Below are 24039 nucleotides of genomic sequence, written 5' to 3'. Positions count from 1 at the left end.
GCAAGGCACCACCATGACTGACGACGCACAGGTTCTCGACTACCTCAAACGAGTCACGGCGGACCTTCGCCGCACCCGAGCCGAACTCGACCGACTCCGTGAACGCGACTCCGAGCCCATCGCCGTGGTGGGCATGGGGTGCCGCCTGCCCGGAGGGGTGGACGGACCCGAGGGGCTCTGGGACCTGTTGGACCGGGGAACCGACGCCATCGGAGATTGGCCAGAAGACCGGGGCTGGGACATCGAGGATCTGCGGGGTCGCCCGGGTATGTCCTCCGGAGGTGGGTTCATCCGGGACGTGGCAGGTTTCGACTCCGCCTTCTTCGGTATCTCTCCCCGCGAAGCCGAGGCGATGGATCCGCAGCAGCGGCTCATGCTGGAGGTGACCTGGGAGTCCCTGGAACGCGCGGGGATCGATCCCCACTCCCTGGCCGAGTCGAGCACGGGGGTCTTCACGGGGATCAGCACCACCGACTACGCCCGGGTCACGACCTCGGGCCGTGTCCCCACCCCGGAGGGGGCCGAGGGTTACCTGATGACCGGTACCGCCGCGAGCGTGGCCTCGGGGCGGATCGCCTACACGCTGGGTCTTCGGGGCCCCGCGCTGACGGTGGACACGGCCTGTTCCTCCTCGCTCGCCTCCGTCCTTCTCGCCGTGCGTTCCCTGCGCCGGGGCGAGTGCACGCTGGCCCTGGCCGGGGGCGCGACCGTGATGTCCGGTCCCTCCCTCTTCCTGGAGTCCGCCAAGCAGGGTGTGCTCTCCCATGACGGGCGTTGCAGGGCCTTCGGAGACGGGGCCGACGGAACCGGTTTCGCGGAGGGGGCCGCCTCCCTCGTACTGGAACGGCTCTCGAACGCGGAACGCCACGGTCACCCCGTCCTGGCGGTGATCCGGGGCGGTGCGGTCAACCAGGACGGCGCCTCCAGCGGGCTGACCGCGCCGAGCGGCCCCGCGCAGAGCCGCGTGATCCGCGCCGCGCTCGCCGACGCCGGGGTGGAGCCCGACGACATCGATGTGGTGGAGGCGCACGGCACCGGGACCGAACTGGGCGATCCGATCGAGTCCGACGCCCTCCTGGAGGTGTTCGGCGCACGGCCCGGCCGGGAGCCCCTGTGGCTGGGGTCGGTCAAGTCGAACGTCGGACACACCCAGGGAGCGGCCGGGGCGGTCGGCATCGTCAAGATGGTGCTGGCCCTGAACGGGGAACGGCTACCGAGGACCCTCCACGCCGACCAGCCCACGTCTCTGGTCGACTGGGCTTCTGGCGGGGTCCGACCGCTGACCGAGGCACGGGACTGGCCGCGGGGGGAACGCGTGCGCCGCGCAGGGGTGTCGGCCTTCGGTATCAGCGGTACCAACGTCCACCTCGTCCTGGAGGAGGCCCCGGTACCCGTCTCCGGGCCCGACGACACCGTCCCCGGTGAGACGGAGGACGCACGGCCGCTGGTCGAAGGGAGGACCGCGTGGCTGCTGTCCGCGCGCGACGAATCCGCGCTCCGGGCCCAGGCAGCGCGCCTCGCCGACCGGTTCACCGGCGTCGCGGGTGGCGCCCCGTCACCGGAGAGCATCGCTCGCTCCCTGGCCACCACGCGCGCGCGGTTCGATGAACGCGCGGTCGTCGTCGGTGGCCCGGAGTCCATCGAGCGGGGGCTTCGCGGCCTGGCCGCCGGAGAGGTCGCGGAGGGCGCGGTCACCGGAGTGGTTCGGCGGTCCGCTCGCCCAGCACGGCCGGTCTTCGTGTTTCCGGGCCAGGGCGGTCAGTGGGCCGGCATGGGCCGGGACCTAATGGCAGACTCACCGGTCTTCGCGGCCTCCGTGGCCGAGTGCGAGCGTGCCCTGGCCCCCTTGGTCGACTGGTCCCTGTCCTCCGTCCTGCGCGAGGAGCCCGGGGCGCCTCCGTTCACAGGGGAGGGCGCCGCCGCCGACGTCCTGCAACCCGCCGTCTGGGCGTTCCTGGTCTCACTGGCACGGATGTGGCGCGCCGCCGGGGTCGAACCCACCGCGGTGGTCGGCCACTCGCAGGGCGAGGTGGCGGCGGCCTGTGTGGCCGGGATCCTCTCGATCGAGGACGGTGCCCGGGTGGTCGTCGCTCGCAGCCGTGCGCTGGCGAAGGTCGCGGGTGAGGGCGGCATCGCGGTGGTGGGACTCGCCCCGGACGCCGTCGCGGGCCTGCTCGACGGGATGGAGGGCCGACTGGTCCTCTCCGGGATCAACGGCCCCACGACGTGCACGGTCGCCGGTACCCCCGAGGCGGTGGACGCCTTCGTGGCGGCTCGGGAGGCGGAGGAGACCTTCGTCCGTCGGCTTCCGATCGACTACGCGTCACATTCCTTCGCCATCGACCGTGTCGAGGAGGAGGTGCGGGCCGCACTGGCCGAGATCAAGCCTCGGCGGGGCACCGTGCCGTTCCACTCCACTGTCGCTCCCGAGCGGGTGTGGAGGGCGGGGGACGAGCCCCCGGCGTCGCCCTTGGACGGAACCTCGCTCGGCGCCGACTACTGGTTCCGGAACCTTCGCCACGGAGTGCTCCTGGAACCGGTGGTGCGCCGCCTGGCCGAAGCCAGCGAGGCGTTCGTCGAGGTGGGGCCGCATCCGGTGCTGGCCGTGCCGATGCGCGAGACCCTGGAGGCCGTCGGAGCCGGGGACCGTTCCCTCGTACACACCTTGCAAAGGGACCAGGACACCGGAGACCGATTCCTCGCGGCGCTGGCCGAAGCCCACTGCCAGGGGGTGGAGGTCGACTGGCGACGAGTCCTGGGCGGGGGCGGCGGTCATGTCGATCTGCCCACCTACCCCTTCCAGCGCCGCAGGTACTGGTTGAGGGAGCCAGCGCTCTCTGGCGCCCCCTCGGCTGGGGGCCTCAGCTCCGCCGATCACCCCCTGATCGCTGCCTGGACCACGATCGGCACGACCGGGCAGACCCTCTTCACCGGTCGGCTGGACAGCGCGCGCGTCCCCTGGCTGTCCGAGCACACGGTCTCCGGGCGAGCGATCCTGCCCGGGACCGCCAGCGTGGAGCTGCTCCTCCGGGTCGGGCGACTGTGCGACCGGCCCGAGATTGCCGAACTCACCCTGACCCACCCGCTGGAAATGGACCCCGACGGGCCGGGACTCCCGATCCAGATCGTCGTCGAACCGCCCGAACTGCGCGGCACCCGCGCCTTCCAACTCCTGTCCTCGGCTGACGGTCGGACGTGGACCTCGCACGCCGAGGGCCTCCTGGGCCCCGCGACCAGGACACCCGCTCCCGTGCCCGTCCCCCCGGGCGCCGACGCGACCGAACTCGCGGTCACCGCCGCCTACCCCCTCTTCGAAGCCCTGGGCGTCCAGTACGGACCCTCCTTCCGGGGTCTGCGCGAGGTGCGTACCCTCGGTTCCCGTACCTGGGCGGAGTCCGGCCCGGACGCCCTGCCCGCCGACGCCGCCGCCCTGACCGGACCGCACCCGGTGCTGCTCGACTCCGGGCTCCAGTCCCTGCTTCTGCGCCAAGCGGACACGGGTGAACCTCCCCGCCTCCTGATGCCCTTCGGCTGGAGCGGGGTACGCCGACACCGTGAACACGTCCCGGACCGGGTCCGGGTGCAGCTCACCCGCATCGGTGACGACACCTACGAGGTCCTGGTCACCGACCCCGAGGGAGTGCCGCTCCTGAGTGTCGACTCCCTCTCCGTCCGAGAGGCCCCGCCGGAGGCGCGGGCGGACCGGGACGCACTCTTCCACCTGGACTGGGAGGAGGTCACGGTCCCCGGCGGGGCCGTGGTAGCCGACCCCGGTACCTGGGCGGTGACCGGCGGCTCCGCGCTGGGTGTCGACCGCCGCCCCGAGGAGGGCGACCAGGCACCCGCCGTGGTCGTGCTCATGGGCGACCACACCGCGAGCGCTGATCCCGAGCGGGCCCGGGAACGGTTGTTGGGCGCGGACCCCCTGCGGGGTTGGGTGGAAGACGACCGGTACGCCAACACCAGGTTCGTCGTGCTCACCAGGGGCGCCGTACGACTGCCGGGTGACACGAACCTGCCGGTGGACCCGTCCGGAGCGGCCCTGTGGGGGCTCGTCGCCTCCGCCGAGACCGAGAACCCCGGCCGCTTCCTGCTCCTGGACGCCGATCGGGCCGACACCGACCTCGTGGCCGCCGCGCTGCGCACTGAGGAACCCCGGGTGGCCGCTCGGAACGGACGACTCCACGTGCCCCGGCTGGCCCGCAGCCTCACCGAGGCCGATGAGGGCGCCCTCCCGCCGGCCCGCAGTGCCGGCTGGCGCCTGCGCACCGACGGACGGGGCATCGTCGGCGGACTCACCCACGTTCCCGTACCCGAACGTGCTCTGGCCCCCCACGAAGTGCGTGTGGCGGTTCGCGCCGCGGGGCTGAACTTCCGGGACGTCCTGATGACCGTGGGCATGTACCCGGAGCCGGGCGAGATCGGCAACGAGGGCTCCGGGGTGGTGCTGGAGGCCGGTGACGAGGCCGGGGGGCTGAGACCGGGTGACCGCGTGATGGGGCTCTTCCCGGGGGCCTTCGGCCCGGTCGCGGTGGCTGACCACCGGTACCTGGCCCGGGTGCCGGAAAGTTGGGACCACGCTGAGGCGGCCGCCGTTCCCGCCGTGTACCTCACCGCCTATCTCGCGCTGGTGGAGGAAGCGGGGCTGCGCGCGGGCGAGACGGTGCTCATCCACTCCGCCGCAGGGGGCGTGGGCCAGGCGGCGCTCGGTCTGGCTCAGTACCTCGGAGCCAGGGTGCTCGCCACGGCCAGCCCAGGGAAGTGGGAGCTGCTGCGTGCCGCCGGACTGGAAGCCGAGGGAGTCGCGCACTCCCGCGAGCCCGGCTTCGAGAAGCGCTTCCGCGCCGTCTCCGGCACCGTGGACGTGGTCCTCAACTCCCTCACCGGCGACGCGATCACCGCCTCCCTCCGGCTGCTCGCCGAGGGCGGCCGGTTCGTGGAGCTGGGCCGCAACGAACTGCTCGGTGCGGACGACGTCCCCGAAGGTGTGACCTACCGGACCTTCAACGTCATGGACGTGGGGCCCGAGCGCATCCAACGGGCCTTCGCCGCCCTCCTGCCGCTGCTCACGGACGGGACCCTGACCAGGGGCCCGCTCACGCGGTACCCGATCGAGGAGGCGCCGGAGGCGTTCCAGGTCATGCAGCGCGGCCACAACGTCGGCAAGGCTGTGCTGGAACTGTCCACCCGCTTTCGCCCAGGCGGAACCGTGCTGGTCACGGGAGCCAGCGGCCGACTCGGTGCCCTGGTCACCCGCCACCTGGTGCTCCGGCACGGTGTGGAGGACCTCCTCCTCGTAAGCCGACGGGGATCCGCAGCCCCGGGCACTGACGAACTCGTCGCCGAGCTCACCGACCTCGGTGCGAACGTGCGTGTCGAGGCCTGCGACGTCGCGGACGAGGAACAACTGCGGGTGCTCCTCGAGGGAACTCCGGTCTCCGCGGTCGTGCACGCGGCGGCGGCGTTCGACGACTCCACCTTCACCGGCCTGACCAAGGGCTCCCTTGACCTGGTGATGGCACCGAAGGCCGTGGGCGCCTGGAACCTGCACCGCCTCACCGCCCACCTCGACCTGGACGCCTTCGTCCTGTTCTCCTCGGCGGCCGGAGTGCTCGGCAGCGCGGGCCAAGCGGCGTATTCGGCCGCCAACGCCTACCTGGACGCCCTCGCCGAGCACCGCAGGGAGCTGGGTCTGCCGGCTCAGTCCCTTGCGTGGGGGCGGTGGTTGGTGGAGACACGGGAGTTCGCGGAGATGAACGAGGTCAGCGCGAACCGGATGGCCCGCACCTGGGGTGTCCAGGGGATCGGCGACCGTGAGGGGTGTGCCCTCCTGGACGCCGCCATGGCGATGGACCGCGCCAATCTGGTGCCCTCACCGCTGGACCTGGTCGGGCTTCGCACCAGAGCGATCACCCAGGGAGCCGTCCCCGCCCTGATGCGCGGTTTGGTGCGAGCACCCACTCGGGTGGTACGGGACACGGTCTCGGTGGCCTCGGTGGCCTCCGGCGCCGAGCGTAGGAAGCTGATCACCCGCAGGATCCGCGAACGCGCGGCCGAGATTCTGGGCTACGGGGAGTACGGGGCTCGGCAGGAGTTCCCGGAGTCGGGCTTCGACTCGCTGACCTCCGTGGAGCTGCGTAACCACCTCCAGGAACTCACCGGGCTGCGCCTTCCAGTCACCCTGGTGTTCCAGCACGGCAACCCCGAGGCCCTCGCCTGGCACCTGGACCGGGAGATGGGCGAGCACGTCCCCGAGAGGTCCGGTGGGGACGGAGCCCCGGGCCCGGGGGGGAGCAGTGAACGGAGCCGATACCAGGGATCCACGGACAGTCTGGTGGGGTTCTTCGTGGACGCCTGCGTCGCGCATCGCCCCAAGGAGGCCGTCGGCCTCGCCCTCGCGGCCTCACGCACGCGAGCGGTCTTCACCGGCGACTCACCAGCAGCCACCACCACACTGGCATCCGGTCCCGAGGCACCTGTCCTGATCTGCCACCCCTCGCTCGTGATGACCTCCGGTCCGCACGAGTTCGCGCGGTTCGCCAGCCGTTGGCAGGGGCGCCGCCGGGTCCACGTGGTCTCCGCCCCGGGCTACCTGGAGGGCGAGGAGCTCCCCGCGGACCTGGACACCTTCGTGCGATCGCAGGCCGACCAGGCGCTCGCCGCGGCGGACGGTAGCCCGTTCGTCCTGGTCGGACGCTCCTCCGGCGGTTGGACGGCGCACGCCGTGGCCGAGGAGCTCGCTCGCCGGGGGACGCCTCCGGCGAAGGTGGTCCTGCTCGACACGGTCGTACCCGGGGACGACGAGCTCCTGCCGATGGTCACGGAGTTCGTCACCGACCGGGCCAGCGAGTTCGAACTCCTGGACACCCCACGTCTGACGGCCATGGGCGCCTACCTCGACCTGTTCGCGTCGTGGCGGCCCTCGGAATGGGGGGGAACGACGGTGCAGGTGCGGCCGACCGAGGCGGTGGTCACCGCGGCCGGCGGCAAGCTCGGCCTGGGTTGGAGCTGGCCCACCGCACACGACCGGATCGAGGTCCCGGGCGACCACTTCACCATGATGGAGGAGTGGGCGCCGCGTACCGCCGAGGCCGTGGGGCGGGTCGCCTCCGAGGGCGACGCCGGGTGATCCGGGCGGCGTGAGCCAGGGCGGGCACCGGTGGTGCCCGCCCACCCCGTGCCGGTGGCGAGGACCGGTGGCGCGTGACCGTACGAACGTCCGGAACAACTCCGACATCTCCGGCGTTGCGTCAAGGGCGCGCCCGGGAGGTCCACTCCGGTACGGGCCCGTGCCGCCCAGAACCGTGCCCGCCGGGAAAACCGGTTGCCAGCCCTCCTAACCTTGAGTACTGATGAGCACCACCACGCCCGCGCCCGCCACGGACCAGCTCCGTTCCCGGTTGCGCGATCTCATGCCCGCCGACCGGCACCGTCTGCGTCGCCGTATCGACGGTCTGGCCAGAATCCGCGACGAGCGCCGCCGTGCCTCCGTGACCTCCCAGATCGCGGGCGACATCGACCGCGCCGAACTCCGTGTGGGCCTGCGCCGTGAGGCCGTCCCCGAGCTCAGCTACCCCGAGGACCTGCCGGTCAGCGCCCGGCGCGAGGACATTGCCGAGGCCATCCGGGACAACCAGGTCGTCATCGTCGCCGGAGAGACCGGTTCCGGCAAGACCACCCAGCTGCCCAAGATCTGCCTGGAGCTGGGGCGCGGCGTCATGGGCACCGTGGGCCACACCCAGCCCCGCCGACTGGCCGCGCGCACCGTGGCCGAGCGGATCGCCGACGAGATCGGCACACCCCTGGGCGAGACGGTCGGCTACAAGGTCCGGTTCACCGACTCCTCCAACGACAGCACGCTCGTCAAGCTGATGACCGACGGCATCCTGCTCGCGGAGATCCAGCACGACCGCATGCTGCGCCAGTACGACACGCTCATCATCGACGAGGCGCACGAGCGCAGCCTCAACATCGACTTCCTGCTCGGCTACCTCAAACAGCTCCTGCCCAAGCGGCCGGACCTGAAGGTCGTCATCACCTCCGCGACCATCGACCCCGAACGGTTCTCCCGCCACTTCGACGACGCCCCCATCGTGGAGGTCTCCGGGCGCACCTACCCGGTCGAGGTCCGCTACCGGCCCATCTCCGAGGACATCCTCGACCCCGAGGAGAAGAACCCCGGGCCGGGCACCGACAAGGACCAGACCCAGGCCATCCTGGAGGCCGTCGACGAACTCTCCCGCGAGGACCCCGGGGACGTCCTGGTCTTCCTCAGCGGCGAACGGGAGATCCGCGACACCGCCGAGGCCCTTGAGAAGAAGAAGATCCGGGGCCTGGAGGTCCTGCCCCTCTACGCGCGCCTGTCCGTGGCCGAACAGAAACGCGTGTGGTCCCGGCACGGCGGCCGCCGCGTCGTCCTGGCCACCAACGTCGCCGAGACCTCGCTCACGGTCCCCGGCATCAAGTACGTCATCGACCCCGGCACCGCGCGCATCTCCCGGTACTCCCACCGCACCAAGGTGCAGCGCCTGCCCATCGAGGCCGTCTCCCAGGCTTCCGCCAACCAGCGCAAGGGCCGCTGCGGCCGTGTGTCCGAGGGCATCTGCATCCGCCTGTACTCCGAGGAGGACTTCCTCTCCCGCCCGGAGTACACCGACCCGGAGATCCTGCGCACCAACCTCGCCTCGGTCATCCTCCAGATGGCCGCACTGGGCCTGGGCGACGTCGCCGCGTTCCCGTTCGTGGACGGCCCCGACCACCGGCAGATCAAGGACGGCGTCAACCTGCTGTCCGAGCTCGGCGCCCTCCAACCCGAGAACGCGGGTGAACCGAACCGGCAGCGCCGCCTGACCCCGGTCGGCCGCCGTCTCGCCCAGCTGCCCATCGACCCCCGCCTGGGCCGCATGGTCCTGGAGGCCGAGAAGCGCGACTGCCTGGCCGAGGTCATGGTCATCACCTCGGCCCTGTCCATCCAGGACCCGCGCGAACGCCCCACCGAGAAGCAGCAGCAGGCCCAGCAGGCCCACGCCCGGTTCACCGACAAGGAATCGGACTTCCTGGCCTTCCTCAACCTGTGGAACCACCTGCGCGACAGGCAGCAGGAGCTGTCCGGCAACCAGTTCCGCCGGATGTGCCGGGAGGAGTTCCTCAACTACCTGCGGGTGCGCGAGTGGCAGGACATCCACGGCCAGCTCAAGCAGGTCCTGCGCACGATGGACATCGAGGTCCCGCCGCTGCGCGCGGAGGCCGCCGACCCGCGCTCCGTGCACATGTCGCTGCTGGCCGGGCTGCTCTCGCACGTCGGCCTCAAGGACCCGGACAAGCACGAGTACCTGGGCGGCCGGGGGGCGCGGTTCGCGATCTTCCCCGGCTCCGCGCTGTTCAAGAAGCAGCCCCGCTTCGTGATGGTCGGCGAACTCGTGGAGACCTCCAAGCTCTGGGGGCGCATGGTCGCCCGCATCGAGCCGGAGTGGGCCGAGGAACTCGGCGCCGAGATCGTCAAGCGCGGCTACAGCGAACCGCACTGGGAGCGCAAGCGCGGCGCCGTCATGGCCTACGAGCGCGTCACCCTCTACGGGGTGCCCATCGTCGTCCAGCGCAAGGTGTCCTACGGAAGCATCGACCCGCAACTCTCCCGGGAGCTGTTCATCCGCCGCGCCCTCGTCGAGGGCGACTGGGAGACCCGGCACCAGTTCTTCCATGACAACCGCAGACTCCTGGACGAGGTCGAGGACCTGGAGCACCGCGCCCGCCGCCGCGACATCGTGGTGGACGACGACACGCTCTTCGACTTCTACGACCGCCGGGTGGCGGACAGCGCCGTCTCCGCCGCCCACTTCGACTCCTGGTGGAAGAAGGCCCGACGCACCGAGCCCGCGCTCCTCGACTTCACCCGTGAGGAGCTGATCAACGAAGGCGTGGACGGGGTCAGCGAGGACGACTACCCCGACGTGTGGCGCCAGGGCGCGTTCGTCTTCCCGCTCACCTACCAGTTCGAGCCGGGCAGCGACTCCGACGGCGTCACCGCGCACGTCCCGGTGAAGTTCCTCAACCAGGTCGAGAACACCGGCTTCGACTGGCAGATCCCCGGCCTGCGCGACGAACTCATCACCGCGATGATCCGTTCGCTGCCCAAGCCGCTGCGCCGCAACTTCGTCCCCGTGCCCGACAACGCGGCCCGCGCCAGAGGGGGGCTCACCCCCTACGAGGGTTCCCTCACCGAGGCGCTGGCCGCCGAACTCACCGTGATGGCCCACGGCGAGCGGATCCGCCCGGAGGACTTCCAGCTGGACCGGGTCCCCGACCACCTGCGCATCACCTTCCGCGCAGTGGACGACCGCAAACGCACCCTGGCCGAGTCCAAGGACCTCGAACAGCTGCGCGCCAAGCTCAAGCCCCGCCTGCGCGAGGCGATCGCCACCGAGGCCAAGGGTGTGGAGAGGAAGGGGATCACCTCCTGGGACTTCGGTCCGCTGGAGCAGACCCTGGAACGCAAGGCCCTGGGCCCGAAGGTCAAGGGCTACCCCGCCCTGGTCGACGAGGGCGAGAGCGTGGCCGTGCGCATCTTCGACACCCGGCCCGAGCAGCGCTCCGCCATGCGCGCGGGCACCCGGCGCCTGCTCATGCTCACCCTCCCGTCCCCGGCGACGGCGGTGAGCAAGGGCCTGAACAACCCGGACAAGCTCGCCCTGGCGGACAACCCGCACGGGTCGATCCGCAAGATGCTGGAGGACGCCGAGGCCGCCGCCGTCGACCACCTGCTCACCCGTGAGGGCGGGCCGGTGTGGAACGCCGACGACTTCGCCCGGCTCGCCGACCGCGTGCGAGCCGACCTCGGCGACACCCTCGCCGAGATCCTCGGCAGGACCGCCCGCATCCTCGTGCTGTGGCGCAAGGTCAGCAAGAAGGTGAAGGGCACCACGTCCCTCGCGGTCCTGCCGTCCCTCAACGACGTCCAGGGACAGTTGGGCGACCTCGTCGGCGACGGGTTCGTCACCCGCACGGGGCTGGCCCGCCTGGACGACGTGCACCGGTACCTGCGCGGCATCGAGTACCGGCTGGGCAAGCTTCCGGAGAATCCGCGCCGTGACCAGGTCAACATGTCCAAGGTCGAACAGATGCGTCAGGCTGTCGCCAGGATCCGGGGAGCTCTCCCCGCCGGTCGGGCCGACGACCCGGACGTGGTGGAGCTGCGCTGGATGCTGGAGGAGTACCGGGTCAGCCTCTTCGCCCAGGAACTGCGCACCGCCTACCCGGTCTCGGACAAACGCATCATGAAGGCGATCGAGGCCGTCAAGGACGCGGGCAGGCGGCCCTAGGAAGGGGACGGGCTCCCCGGAGACGGCCCTACCAGGGGCCGGTCCCGGCGGGGGCCCGCCTCCCTGCCTTGGCGCCGAAGTAGTCCCCGCCCTTGCGCAGGGCGTCGTCGGTGCCCCAGGACTCCTCCGCGCCGACCCGGCGCAGGTGGGGGATGTGCTTGCGGCAGTGGATGTAGGCCTCCTCCACCTGCACCATCATCCACATCTGCGCCCGTTGGCCCGGCATCTGCGGCAGGGGCAGGTCCGGGACGTGCGGGCGCAGGGTCTCGTCCTCCATGATCTTCACCCGGCCGTTCACGTGCAGGCCGATCCGGTCCCGCTCGAAGTCGAGGAACATCAGGCCGATGTGCGGGTTCTCCAGGATGTTGCCCGCGCTGGCGAACACGCCGTTGCCCCGGTACTCCGGGTAGACCAGGGTCCGGTCGTCGATGACGTGCACGAACCCGGGCGGCCCGGCCCGGAAGCTGGAGTCGCACTCGCCCCGGGCGTCCGCCGTGGCGACGAACAGCATCTCCTGCCGGGCGATGAAGTCCTTCATGAGCGGGTTCAGGTGGTCCAGCATCTGGTCACTGTAGAAGCGGTCGGCCCGCTCGGCGGTGCCCATGACCGCCTGCACGTGGCGTTCTCCCTCGGTCCCGGGCGTACGGTTCTGATGGCTCTGACTCATGAACGGAGGCTTTCGACGGGGTGAGAGGAGGGGAGGGTGAGGTGGAACCGCTTCAGCGCCGTCGGTGGGACGCCTGCGCGGGGTTCGGGGCCTCTTCGGCCCCGGCGATCATGTTCGCGGTGATCCACTGGTAGACGAGCACCCAGGCCGAACTCATCGAGGACGACCAGGTGGGGGAGACCTCGCTGACCGCGCGGACCAGGGCACGGCCCACGTGCGGGTAGTGCTCGGGCAGCACACCGAGTTCGATGCGGTGGGAACGCCCCAGGCGGCGCAGGTAGTGGGCGACCTCGTCGGGGCTGTCGAGATGTCGCACCACGGACAGCAGGGCGTCCGCCATGCGCTGTTGCTGGGGCTTGATGTCCTCGGAGAACATGCCCCGCACCTCGGGGACCATCGAGAAGAGGTTCTCGTAGAAGGACCGGGCCAGACGTGTGGAGCCCTCGGGGATGTCCACACAGGACTGGCGGACCAGTTCGATGATCTCCTGGTCGGGCAACGGCACTTCGGACAGGGAGCGAAGGGTCAAGACGGGTCCAGACTTCCGGTGAGCGGGGAACCACGGAACGCGATGGGGGAACCGTGTACCGAGGGTCGGGTTCCTCTGGCTGTGGGTCTTCGTCCGCGGGGGAGCACTCGATCCCGCGGGCAGCGCCGAAACGGTTTCCGTTCGCGGCCTCGCCGAGGCCCGGAACCCGGAGACGAACAGGGCAGGTCGGAATGAGGGGGACCTGACCACCGTTAATCGGGCTGTCGAGGAGGAACTGTAACAGAAGGGCTACGTGAGTCAGAGGTTTCTCTTGGTAACCACCGTTGGGAGGGGCCCCGGGGCCGGCCCGCGCGTCCTTTCCCACCGACGACGGGGGCGGTAGCATTCCCGCCGTGGTCTGGACCACGATCCTGCCCGAGGCGACGGAAACGAGACACCCTGTGGACACACCACGACGGCTCCTGCTCGTGGGGACCTACACCCCCGACTCCGACCCGCCCGGCAAGGGGGAGGGCGTCCACCGTGTCTGGTTCGACCCCGAGACCGGAGAACTGACCCCGGACGGCGTCGCCGCCCGCACCACCGGACCCTCGTTCCTCGCCTTCCGGCCGGACCCTCCCACGGTGTACGCGGTCAACGAGCGGGCCGAGGGCTCACTCACCGCCTTCCGGGTGCACGGCGACGCCACACTCACCGAACTCGGCTCCGCGCCCACCGGCGGAGGCTCGCCCTGCCACGTCCGCTACCTGGGCCCCGAACGGGTGGCCGTGGCCAACTACGCCAACGGCGTGGTGACCATCCAGCCCACCGGTGTCGACGGCGCGCCCACCGAACCCCGCCGCGAACTCGCCCACCGCGGACACGGGCCGGTCTCCGACCGCCAGGAGGGGCCGCACGCGCACAGCACCGCCGTGGTCCTCGACTCCCACGATCCCCGCCTGCGCTACCTGCTCGCCGCGGACCTCGGCACGGACGAACTGCGCGTGTACCACTACGCCACCCCGCTCAACGAGGAGAACCAGGGCCCGGCGCCCGCCATCGACGAGGGCCTCCTCGGCACCGTCCGCCTGCCCTCCGGAACGGGCCCCCGGCACATGGCCGTCAACGGCCGCCACGTCTACGTCACCGGCGAACTGGACTCCCGGGTGCACGTCGTGCGCTGGAACCCGCGCAACGGCACCGGACAGCACCTGGGGTCCGTCCCCGCCGTCGGTGACCCCCTTCCCGACAACTTCCCGGCCGAGATCGCGCTCCACCGGCTCAAGGTCGAGGGCCGTGAGATCGCCGACGGCGACGCTCTGCCGATGACCACCACCTACGAGGGGCGCGTCTACGTGTCCAACCGCGGCGCGGACGCCGTCTCGACCTTCGCCGTCCGCGACGAGGGCGCCCGCCTGGAACACCTGGCCGACACCCCCGTGGGTGCCTGGCCCCGCCACTTCACCGTGGTCCGGGGCCACAACGGACAGCCCGACCACCTGGTCGTGGCCGCCCAGAACGGGGACTCCCTGATGTCGCTGCTCATCGATCCCGACACCGGAATCCCCACCGACACCGGCCACCGCCTCGACGTCCCGGTCCCCGTCTGCGTGCTGCCGGTCCCCATCAAACGCATCCAGCGCGCCGAGGCCGCCCAGGCCTGACTCCAGAGAGGGATCGCGGGGAGAGCCAGGGGCCCGGACCACTCACTGTGACCGGGGTCCTAGGCGAACCCCTACAACACCCGCGCCGAGCTTCTGTGCGCCCCGCCCCCTGCCGGTCGCCCCCGCATAACGGACAATGGACGGTGACCCGATCCCGACTCCTCCCCGAAGGTGACCACGCATGCCCACCACCGTGACGGCCCACGTCCGCTACCGGGGACTCACCGCGCGCGACCTCGCACTCGTCGCCGTGTTCGCCGCGCTGATCGCCGCGCTCAGCGTCACCGTCGCCATCCCCGTCGGGCCGGTGCCGATCACCCTCCAGACCCTGGGCATCATGCTCGCCCCCAGCCTCCTCGGGTGGAAGCGCGGCAGCCTGGCGATCGCGGCCTTCCTGGCGCTCGGACTGGCGGGGCTCCCGCTCTTCGCGGGCGGACGCGGCGGGCTCTCCGTCCTGGCCGGGCCCTCGGCCGGGTTCATCGTGAGCTGGATCTTCGCCGCGCTCGTCATCGGCTTCCTCACCGACCGCATGGTGGCGCACGGGAAGTACGGCTTCCTGCGGGGTCTGCTCATCAACCTGCTGGGCGGGGTCGTCGTCATCTACGCGATCGGCGTCCCCTGGATGGCGGTGGTCCTCGGGGACGGCGTCCTCGCCGGGGCCCTGTCCATGGCGGTCTTCCTTCCGGGCGACATCGTCAAGGCCGTGGCGACCGCGGCGATCGCCAGCGCCGTCTTCCGCGCCTACCCGATACCCCCGGCGGGCCGCCCGGTCATCGACGAGCGGGTCTCCCCGGAGAACGACTGATGCTGCGCCTCGAAGGGGTCTCACACTCCTACGACGGCCGCGCGGTGCTGCGGGACGTCGACCTCGACCTGACCGAGCACCGCATCGGCGTGATCGGGGCCAACGGATCGGGCAAGTCCACCCTGGCCCGCACCCTGAACGGCCTGGTGCTGCCGGACGCGGGCAGGGTCTCGCTGGGGGAGTGGGACACCCGGCGGCACGCCAGGCAGGTCCGGCGCAGGGTCGGCTTCGTCTTCTCCGACGCCGCCAACCAGATCATCATGCCGACCGTTGCCGAGGACGTGGAGATCGGACTGCGCTCCCTGAAGCTGGGCAGGGAGGAGACCGCCCGCCGTGTGGACGAGGCCCTGGAGCGGTACGGGCTCAGTGACCACCGCGACCACCCCGGGCACCTGCTCTCCGGAGGCCAGAAGCAGCTCCTCGCGCTGGCCTCGGTGCTGGTGACCGGGCCCGAGATCCTGGTCTGCGACGAACCCACCACCCTGCTCGACCTGCGCAACACCCGCATGGTGCACCGCACCCTGGCCGGGCTCGACCAAAGGGTCGTCCTGTTCACCCACGACCTCGACCTGCTCTCCGGCTTCGACCGGGTCCTGGTCATGGCCGGGGGCCGGGTGGCGTTCGACGGGGTCCCCGGGGACGCGGTGTCCTTCTACACCAAGCTCATGGACCAGGCGGACGGCGCCACGTGAGCGCGATCGGCCTGTACGTGCCCGGCACGGGCCCGCTGCACCGGGTCCCCGCCGGGCCCAAACTCCTGGGCCTGCTCGTGGTCGGCGCGGCGCTGCTGGTCGCCGCCGACCCCTGGGTGTCCCTGGGTGCCCTCGCGGTGAGCCTCGTGGCGTACCCGCTCGTCGGCCTGCACCCGCGCCGGGCCCTGGGGGTCCTGCGGGCGCTGTGGCCGTTCCTCCTGGCCATCGGGGCGTTCCAGGTGGTGTTCGGCGCCTGGGAGGAGGGGCTCCGGCTCTGCGCCCAGCTCGCCGCCCTGGTGCTGCTGGCCAACGCCGTCACCCTCACGACCCGTGTGCGGGAGATGCTGGACCTCTTCGAACGCCTCGCCCGTCCGCTGCGCCACGTGGGGGTGAACCCCGACCGGGTCGCCCTGGTGCTCGCGCTGACCGTACGGTCGATCCCGATGGTCGCCACCGCCTGGCGCGCCGCGCGGGAGGGGTACCGCGCACGCGGTCTGTCCGGGCGGCCGCACCTGCTGGTGGTACCGGTGATCGTCCAACTGCTCCGGATGGCCGACGCCACCGGTGAGGCGTTGGTGGCCCGGGGGATCGACGAGGACACCCGCGTGGGAACGGACTGACCCGCCGGTACCGATTCGGCATCGAACGGGTGATTCGCGCTGGTTGTCCGGAGATAATGGCCGCGAGACCCCCTCAACGGTGCAACCGGTGATCGTGTGCCCCGGCCTCCCTCCGCCGATCGACGAGTCCGGTCCGTCGCGACCGCCGTCCTCGTCGCCCTTCTGGTGGCCACCTCCCTGCCCGGCGCGCTCCCCGGGATCGACGCCGTGCCCCACGGAGACGCGCGGATCGCCCAACACGCCGCCCCGCCCCGGCAGTCGCCCAGCACCGCGCTGGGAGGCACGGCCCTTCCCCCGGACGAGCGGGCCGCCCTGACCGAACGCGTCGAGGCCCTCGACGCCCGGCACGCGGCCGGGTTCGGGATCGCGGTCCAGGACCTGCGAACCGGCACCACCTTCAGCCATCACGCGCACCAGCGGTTCCCCACCGCGAGCGTCGCCAAGCTGACCGTCATCAGCATGCTCCTGATGAGCGCTGAGGAGGAGGGCCGCGCACTCACCGAGGACGAGCGCGATCGGGCCGAACGGATGATCAGGTACAGCGACAACTCGGTCACCGACGCCCTCTACTCCCGGCTCGGCTTCACCGACGGGTTCCGCCGTCACTCAAGGCGCCTCGGGTTCACCGGCACGGAACCCGACGCGGGTGGGAGCTGGGGCGCCACGACGACCACCGCCGCCGACCAGGTCCGCCTGCTGCGCGCCCTGTACACCGACGAGGGGCCGCTCTCCGAGGACGACCGCGCCCACGTCCGCGGGCTCATGGAGTCGGTCGTCCCCGAACAGGCCTGGGGGGTCTCCGCGGTCGCCGCCCCAGGGGACACCGTGGGGGTGAAGAACGGCTGGACTCCGAACGAGTCCGACGGCGGCGCGTGGATCATCAACAGCGTCGGATACGTCCGCGGCCCCGACCACGAGTACCTGGTGGCGGTCCTGTCCGACGGACACCCCGGCTACGCCCCGGGCATCGAACTCGTCGAGGAACTGGTCACCGAGGTCACCGACGCCATCGAGGCCACGCCCGGCCCCCGCGACGACCTCCTCCTGACCACCGGCCCGTCACCCGGAACGTGACGCAGCGGTCGGCACCCGGTACCCGGGCCCTCCGACAAAGAACGCGGACCACGGTGCGTGGAGGGGTTCCGGCCAGCGCGTTGTGTAAGGGTGAGTGGACAAGGAGTAATGAACCACGGGGCCACCACGGGGGAGACGGCGGAACATGGACAGCTACGGGGTGCAGCTCGGCTTGGTTCTGGCCCTGGTCCTGGTCAACGCCCTGTTCTCAGGCAGTGAGATCGCACTGATCACCCTCCGCGAGGGTCAGGTCAAGCACCTGGCGGCACGCGGAGCGGGTGGCAGGGCGGTGGCCCGCCTGGCCGGGGACCCCAACCGCTACCTCGCCACCATCCAGATCGGCATCACCCTCGCCGGGTTCCTCGCCTCCGCCACTGCCGCCGTGTCCCTGGCGCGTCCGCTCGTCGAACCCCTGGGCTTCCTCGGCGCCGCCGCGGCCCCGGTGTCGGTCGTCCTCGTCACGGTCGTCCTGACGTTCGTGACGCTCGTGCTGGGAGAGCTCGCGCCCAAACGCGTCGCGATGCAGCGCGCCGAGACCTGGGCCCTGGCCGTGTCCCGCCCCCTGGACCTGATGGCCACGCTGTCCCGTCCGGTCGTGTGGCTGCTGAGCGCGTCCACCGACCTGCTGGTGAGACTGACCGGCGGTGACCCCGCGGCCGCCAGGGAGGAGATCTCGGAGGAGGAACTGCGGGACATGCTCGCCTCCCAGCGCGGCATCACCCAGGAACAGCGCACCATCATCACGGGCGCGTTCGAGATCGACGACCGGCGGCTACGCCAGGTGGTCGTGCCGCGCGGGGAGGTGTTCACCATCCCGGCCGGGACGCCGACCGACGACGCCCTGCGGATGCTCGCCGAGCACGGGCACTCCAGGGCGCCGGTGGTGGCCGAGGGCGACCTGGACGAGGTCCTCGGCGTGGTGCACTGGTCCGACCTCGTTCGAGGGGCGGGAAGCGTACGTGAGGTCGCTCGGGAACCGATGCTGCTCCCGGACTCCCTGGTGGTGTCCCTGGCCCTCGAACGGATGACCGAGGAACGCGCGCAGCTCGCCGTGGTGGTCAACGAGATGGGCTGGATCGAGGGGATCGTCAGCCTGGAGGACCTGCTGGAGGAGATCGTCGGGGAGATCTACGACGAGACCGACACCGACGTCCGCGTCGTCCGGCGGCACGAGGACGGGTCGATGACGCTGCCGGGGACCTACCCGGTGCACGACCTGTCCGACCTCGACCTGGACCTCCCGGACCCGCCGGAGGGCGACTACGTCACCGTGGCCGGGCTGATCCTCGCCGTGCTGGAACACATCCCCCAGAGGGCGGGGGAACGGGTGGACTTCGGTGGCTGGACGGCCGAGGTGGCGGAGACCAACGGCAGGACCATCACCGAGGTGCTCGTGCGCCCGAAGCCGGAGGCACCGCCCTCCTAACGCCTCTGCGCCGGGAGTGGATGGCCGGTTCCGGCCACGTGATCACGGAGGGCGGGCGCCCCGCCAGGGGACGCCCGTCCTGTGGCCGGGGCCGGTCAGTCGAGGGGGCCACCCGCGACGTACAGGACCTGGCCGGACACGAACCCGGCGTCCTCGCCGGTGAAGAACGCGACGGCGTTGGCGATGTCCTCCGGGTAGCCGACCCGCTGGACCGGGATCTCGGCCGACTTGAAGGCCTTCATGTCGTCGTAGTCGACGCCGATCCGCTCCGCGGTGGCGCGGGTCATCGCGGTCTCGACGAACCCGGGGGCGACCGCGTTGCAGGTGACACCGAACTTGCCCAGCTCGACGGCGAGGGTCTTGGTGAAGCCCTGGAGCCCCGCCTTGGCCGCCGAGTAGTTGGCCTGGCCCCGGTTGCCCAGCGCGGAGGAACTGGACAGGTTGACGATCCGGCCCCACTTGGCGGCGGTCATGTGCGCCTGCGCGGCCCTGCTCATCAGGAACGATCCGCGCAGGTGCACGCCGAGGACCGTGTCCCAGTCGTCGGCGGACATCCTGAACAGCAGGTTGTCGCGGAGCACGCCCGCGTTGTTGACCAGGATCGCGGGCGGGCCGAGCCGTTCGGCGACGGTGTCGACCGCCGAGCCGACCTGGTCCTCGTCGGAGACGTCGCAGCCCACCGCGACGGCCGTGCCACCGGCGTCCGTGATCCGGTCCGCGACCTCCCGGGCGTCGGACTCCCTGAGGTCCAGCACCGCGACGGCTCGGCCCTCACGGGCCAGACGCTCGGCGGTCGCGGCCCCGATACCACGGGCCGCACCGGTAACGATCGCCACACGAGGCGTTGGGGACATGGTGTTACCTCCGTAATTCGTGTGCTGGGCGCTGGGGAATCCTATCCACATGCCTACCGGTCGGTACGTCCCCGGGTGGTGGTTGCGCCGCACTTGCGAAACACCTGGGTAACGCTTCCGCGACAGCTCCTCGATACCTCCCACCTGCGCACCGGCAATCCTTTCGGGTTCGTGTCCGCGTTTGCCTGCACTTTGTCGGGGCGTGGCCTACGATTGCCTCCAACGCCGAGATGCACGTGCATTCGGGTCGTGCACCGGCACGGGCCTCCCCTTTCGTCGGCGGCTCGGCGCGAAGCGTCAGTGAGGAGTTGAAGGGCATGGAGTGTGCGGAGGTGGTGGCGAAGCCGGCCGGCGCCTGGTGGCTCAGGGTCCTGACCCATGGTTCGCGTCGTTGGAACACCCCGGTCTGCGGTGACCGGCACGACGCCGTCACGTGGACCTTCGAACCCCGTCCCCGGGCGGTGGCCGCCGCGCGCGAGATTTCCGCGGCCCTCCTCCTCGAATGGCGGATGGAGTACTTGTCAGGTGATGTGGCGGTGGTCGTTTCCGAATTGGTCACCAATGCGGTACGCCACGGTGGACCTCTGGCCTTGACCAGGCAGGGCGAAGCCGGTATTCAGCTGTCCCTGATGCGCAGCGGCGGTGAATTCATCTGCGCCGTTCGGGACGGCGGAGATCGCCTGCCCCACAGAAGGGAAGCGGAGCCGAGCATGGAGGGTGGCAGAGGGCTTGCCCTGGTGAGCGCTTTCGCGCGAGAGTGGGGAGTGATTCCCACGCCGCCCGGCGGAAAGTTCGTTTGGGCGCAATTCGTGTGAGTCGATGACACGGGCCCCCGGTTCTCGGGGGCCGACCGCTTGGCGGCCCCCGGAGGGTCTCCACCCAGCGATCCGACGTGTCGGAGGCGTTGACGGGACCGATCCGTGGGCGGCGCGGGACGCGGGCTATATCGTGTACGTGTAGTGTCCGGACCGCCCGGCAAAGGGGTTCGGTCGACCCGATACCCTTGTTCGGAGAATGACAGAGAGGCGGCGAAGGTGGATATCGCTCAATTGCGTCAGGGGAGTGGACCCACCGTGCGTCGCATGCTCCTCGGGCACCAGCTGAGGAAGCATCGGGAGCGCAGCGGCCTCACGCGTGAGGCGGCTGGTGAGAAGATTCGTGCCTCCGCCTCCAAGATCAGCCGCATGGAACTCGGCCGGGTCGGATTCAAGACCCGTGATATCGAGGACCTCCTGAAGTTGTACGGCGTCACGGACCGCAAGCTGCTCAAGCAATTCCGGGAACTGGCCGCCGAATCCAACAAGCCCGGTTGGTGGAAGGAGTACGGCGACGCCCTCCACAAGTGGTTCATCCGCTACGTGGGCTTCGAGGAGGCCGCCGACCAGATCCGGATCTACGAGTCCCAGTTCGTGCCCGGCCTGCTCCAGACCGAGGAGTACGCCCGCGAGATCATCTCCGGCGGCGTCGACACGGACATGGTGACCGAGCAGCGCATCCAGGCCAGACTCACCAGACAGAAGCACCTGGAAGCCGGAAAGAAGATGTGGATCATCCTCGACGAGGCGGCCGTGCGCCGCCCCATCGGGGGCAGGGAGCGCGGCCCGGCGATCATGGGCGGCCAGCTCCGTCACCTGATCCACCTCTGCGAGAACCACGAGAACGTCACCCTCCAGATCATCCCCTTCGAGGTGGGCGCGCACGCGGCGGAGGCCGGTTCCTTCACGCTGCTGCGCTACTCCGAGTTCGAACTCTCCGACATCGTCTACCTCGAACAGCTCACCGACGGCGAGGTCATCGACAAGCCCGCCACGGTGGAGGCCTACACCAAGGCCATGACGCGGCTCAGCGTCTCCGCAGCCACCCCCGACGAGACCCTCTCCTTCCTCAAGGACATGTTGAAGGACCTCGAAGGCAACTGACACCGGTACCGAGGCCCCCACCCGGCCGGTCCACACACGCGTGAAGGGCTCCGTCCGTTTCGGACGGAGCCCTTCGGTGTTCGTGGAGCCCCTGCGGCCTGGGAGAGAGCAAGGGTGAGGCATACCAGGCCGTTGCTGACGCACCGCCCCGGGGTGCGCCGGTCAGGAGGCGGGGAACACGCCCTAGCCGAGCAGATTGTCGAAGTCGCCGTCCTTGGCGCCCAGGATGAGGCAGTCGATCTCCTCCTGGGTGTAGACCAGGGCCGGTCCGGTCGGGAAGCGCGAGTTGCGCATGGCGATCGAACCGTCGCTGAGGCGGGCCATCTCGACGCAGGCGCCCTGTGAGTTGCTGCGCTTGGCCTTCTGCCAGGAGGCCTCGGTCAGCTCGGTCGCGCGGATGCCGTTGTGTGCGGTCATGTTCGTCTAGCTCCTTGGTCTCTCTGAGGGGATGTGCGTACCGATGCACTAACAGATGCACGTGCATCAGCACTGACACTCTTCCGAGCATAGCGTGACCATCGCCACTTGTCCGGAGCTTTGTGAGGATGTAAGCGCCATGTAATCGGGATGCCTTTCGGTATCCGATCAAGCCCATTCCGATGCAGGTCAGGCCCTTTGTGACGATCGCGGAACCGTTATTGGAAAGGGCGCCCCGCGTCGAATGTCCTGTGGTAGCAAAAGGCCCCGCCGGTCATCCGACGGGGCCTCGTTGGGGGGTGTGCGCGCCCCCTCGACTCACTCGCAGGAGAGTGCGGCGGTCAACGCGTCCAGGTTGCCGAGCATGATCGACGGGTAGTCGTCGCCGGGCGACCGGTCGGTGACGCCCTCCAGCGGGTCGAGCACCTCCACCCGCGCGCCGGTCTCGGCGGCGATGGTGTCGGCGGTGGCGGCGGGCATCAGCGGTTCGGTGAAGATCGTCGTGATGTCGCGCTCCCTGACGACGTCCGTGATCGCGGCGATCTGGGCGGGGGAGGGCTCGGTCTCGGGGTCCACCCCACTGACCCCGATCTGCTCCAGGTCGTACTGTTCGGTCAGGTAGGTGAAGGCGGTGTGGCCGACCACCACCTCGCGGTGCTCGCAGGTGGCCAGGCCGTCCTCGTAGGCATCGCCGATGGTGGAGAGTTCGCCGACGACGCGCTCGGCCCCCTCCTGGTAGCGGTCGGCTCCCTCGGGGTCGATCTCGCCCATCCGCTGGGCCAGGGCCTCGGCGGACTCCTTCATGAGGTCCACGTCCAGCCAGAAGTGCGGGTCGAGGTCGCCGTGGTCGTGACCGTCGTCCTCGGTGTGCCCCCCGTCCTCCTCCTCGTGCTCATGGTCGTGGTCGTGGTCGTGATCGTCCTCCGCGTGGTCGTCCTCCGCGTGGTCGTCCGCGCCAGCGGCCGGGCGGAGCTCGACGATGTCGGCCACGTCGAGAGCGGCCCCCTCGGCCTCCTGGTTGACCGCCTCGTCCACCGCGGGCTGGAGTCCCTGGACGTAGAAGGCGATGTCGGCCTCACTGACCTCGGCGATCTGTCGGCCGGTCAGCTCGAGGTCGTGCGGTTCGGTGCCCGGCTCCGTGAGCTGGACGACGGCGACGCCGTCGCCACCGATCTCCTGCGCCAGCCACTCCAGCGGATACACGCCGGTGACCACGGTCAGGTCCGCGTCGGCGGGGGAGACGCCGTCCTCGTCGGTCCCGCCTCCGCCGGTTCCGCACCCGGTGACGATCAGGAGTGTGGTGGCGCCGAGGGCGGCGGCGCGCGCGATGGGAGTTCTCATGGACCCATCATCGGGACAATGAAAACGGTTGTCAATTTGTCGGCCTTGTCGGGAAGCTCCCTGGCCTGCCACAACCCCGTTCAGGTGCTCTCCGCGAACCGCTCCACGTCGTCGGTGCGCCCGGCCACGACGATCACGTCACCCTTGTGGAGGACGGTCTCCTGGGTCGCGTAGGTGAAGGACGCCCCCACCCGCTTCACCGACACCACGGTGATCCCGAACTGCTGGCGTACCCGTGTCTCCCGCAGCGTCCTGCCCAGCAGCGACTTCGGCGCCCGGGTCTTGCCCAGCGCGAAGCCCGAGTCCAGGACCACGTAGTCCAGCATCCGCCCGGACAGCAGGTGCGCCACCCGCTCGCCCATGTCGTGCTCGGGCAGTACCACGTGGTCCGCGCCGACCTGCTCCAGGATGCGCCCGTGCCTGCGGTTGGTCGCCTTCGCCCAGATCGAGGGCACACCCATGTCCACCAGCAGGGACGTGGCCAGGATGCTCTCCTCCAGGTGGCTGCCGATCGCCACCACCGCCCGCGCGTACTGGGCCGCGCCGATCTGTCGCAGCGCCTCCTCGTCGGTGACGTCGGCGACCACCGTGTGGGTGAGCGCGTCGGCGTAGGTCTGCACCAGGCGGGGGTTGGAATCCAGGCCGAGCACCTCCCAGCCGCGGTTGACCAGTTCCAGCGCGAGCGAACTCCCGAACCGGCCGAGGCCGATGACCAGCACGCGCTTGTCGTCTGGTCTGTCTCGGTGTGGCATGTTCTCTCTCCTCCGGGGAAG

Annotated in this window: 16 protein-coding genes; 10 read left to right on the top strand and 6 right to left on the bottom strand. The window is 70.6% G+C overall.

The genetic code is table 11. The annotated features are described in order from the left end of the window. The first annotated feature begins 13 nt into the window (after positions 1-13). A complete protein-coding gene (locus BDW27_RS28055; protein ID WP_110048003.1) occupies positions 14-7129 on the top strand; it encodes a type I polyketide synthase in 7116 nt (2371 codons plus the stop codon). A gap of 223 nt (positions 7130-7352) precedes the next feature. After that, a complete protein-coding gene (gene hrpA / locus BDW27_RS02170) occupies positions 7353-11318 on the top strand; it encodes an ATP-dependent RNA helicase HrpA (RefSeq protein ID WP_110048002.1) in 3966 nt (1321 codons plus the stop codon). Between the two features lie 28 nt (positions 11319-11346). On the opposite strand, the gene BDW27_RS02165 is transcribed toward hrpA, so the two are convergent. Both BDW27_RS02165 and BDW27_RS02160 read right to left on the bottom strand, forming a co-directional pair. After that, a complete protein-coding gene (locus BDW27_RS02165; protein ID WP_110048001.1) occupies positions 11347-11985 on the bottom strand; it encodes a pyridoxamine 5'-phosphate oxidase family protein in 639 nt (212 codons plus the stop codon). Positions 11986-12037: 52 nt separating this feature from the next. Beyond that, positions 12038-12514, bottom strand: a complete 477-nt coding sequence (locus tag BDW27_RS02160; RefSeq protein WP_017543712.1) for a globin domain-containing protein — start codon at positions 12512-12514, stop codon at positions 12038-12040. Between the two features lie 401 nt (positions 12515-12915). On the opposite strand from BDW27_RS02160, the gene BDW27_RS02155 reads away from it, so the two are divergent. The 6 genes from BDW27_RS02155 to BDW27_RS02130 all read left to right on the top strand — a co-directional run bounded on the left by BDW27_RS02155 (position 12916) and on the right by BDW27_RS02130 (position 18735). After that, a complete protein-coding gene (locus BDW27_RS02155; RefSeq protein WP_110048000.1) occupies positions 12916-14118 on the top strand; it encodes a lactonase family protein in 1203 nt (400 codons plus the stop codon). Positions 14119-14299: 181 nt separating this feature from the next. After that, the gene (locus BDW27_RS02150; RefSeq protein ID WP_110047999.1) at positions 14300-14923 is read left to right on the top strand and encodes a biotin transporter BioY; all 624 of its coding nucleotides are present in this window, start codon (positions 14300-14302) and stop codon (positions 14921-14923) included. After that, the gene (locus BDW27_RS02145; RefSeq protein WP_110047998.1) at positions 14923-15615 is read left to right on the top strand and encodes an energy-coupling factor ABC transporter ATP-binding protein; all 693 of its coding nucleotides are present in this window, start codon (positions 14923-14925) and stop codon (positions 15613-15615) included. Before BDW27_RS02150 ends, BDW27_RS02145 begins: the two co-directional genes overlap by 1 nt. Next, on the top strand, positions 15612-16235 hold the full coding sequence (locus BDW27_RS02140; protein ID WP_110047997.1) for an energy-coupling factor transporter transmembrane protein EcfT: 624 nt from the start codon (positions 15612-15614) through the stop codon (positions 16233-16235). The genes BDW27_RS02145 and BDW27_RS02140 overlap by 4 nt, the downstream gene beginning before the upstream one ends. Positions 16236-16331: 96 nt before the next feature. Further along, positions 16332-17309, top strand: coding sequence for a serine hydrolase (locus tag BDW27_RS02135; RefSeq protein ID WP_110047996.1), 978 nt, complete (start codon positions 16332-16334; stop codon positions 17307-17309). A 145-nt stretch (positions 17310-17454) separates the two neighbouring features. Next, positions 17455-18735, top strand: coding sequence for a hemolysin family protein (locus BDW27_RS02130; RefSeq protein WP_110047995.1), 1281 nt, complete (start codon positions 17455-17457; stop codon positions 18733-18735). A 95-nt stretch (positions 18736-18830) separates the two neighbouring features. Here BDW27_RS02130 and fabG read toward each other — a convergent pair whose 3' ends face one another. After that, positions 18831-19589 carry a 3-oxoacyl-ACP reductase FabG gene (gene fabG / locus BDW27_RS02125; protein ID WP_199560517.1) on the bottom strand — a complete coding sequence of 253 codons (759 nt, stop codon included), beginning with the start codon at positions 19587-19589 and terminating at the stop codon, positions 18831-18833. A 317-nt stretch (positions 19590-19906) separates the two neighbouring features. Between fabG and BDW27_RS02120 the strand changes: the two genes are divergently transcribed. Both BDW27_RS02120 and BDW27_RS02115 read left to right on the top strand, forming a co-directional pair. Further along, positions 19907-20404, top strand: a complete 498-nt coding sequence (locus tag BDW27_RS02120; RefSeq protein ID WP_017543720.1) for an ATP-binding protein — start codon at positions 19907-19909, stop codon at positions 20402-20404. A gap of 267 nt (positions 20405-20671) precedes the next feature. Beyond that, positions 20672-21508, top strand: coding sequence for a helix-turn-helix transcriptional regulator (locus BDW27_RS02115; RefSeq protein ID WP_110047993.1), 837 nt, complete (start codon positions 20672-20674; stop codon positions 21506-21508). 183 nt (positions 21509-21691) lie between these two features. On the opposite strand, the gene BDW27_RS02110 is transcribed toward BDW27_RS02115, so the two are convergent. From BDW27_RS02110 to BDW27_RS02100, 3 genes are all read right to left on the bottom strand, one after another. After that, positions 21692-21925: a DUF397 domain-containing protein gene (locus BDW27_RS02110; protein WP_110047992.1), complete on the bottom strand. Its 234-nt coding sequence runs from the start codon at positions 21923-21925 to the stop codon at positions 21692-21694. Positions 21926-22243: 318 nt separating this feature from the next. After that, positions 22244-23266: a metal ABC transporter substrate-binding protein gene (locus BDW27_RS02105; protein WP_110047991.1), complete on the bottom strand. Its 1023-nt coding sequence runs from the start codon at positions 23264-23266 to the stop codon at positions 22244-22246. Between the two features lie 80 nt (positions 23267-23346). Further along, positions 23347-24018 carry a TrkA family potassium uptake protein gene (locus BDW27_RS02100; RefSeq protein WP_026129091.1) on the bottom strand — a complete coding sequence of 224 codons (672 nt, stop codon included), beginning with the start codon at positions 24016-24018 and terminating at the stop codon, positions 23347-23349. Positions 24019-24039: the final 21 nt, after the last annotated feature.

It is taken from the genome of Nocardiopsis sp. L17-MgMaSL7, from assembly GCF_003182025.1.
In the GTDB taxonomy this organism is placed as follows: Bacteria; Actinomycetota; Actinomycetes; order Streptosporangiales; family Streptosporangiaceae; genus Nocardiopsis; species Nocardiopsis prasina.
This window is presented reverse-complemented; position numbering and strand designations above follow the sequence as displayed.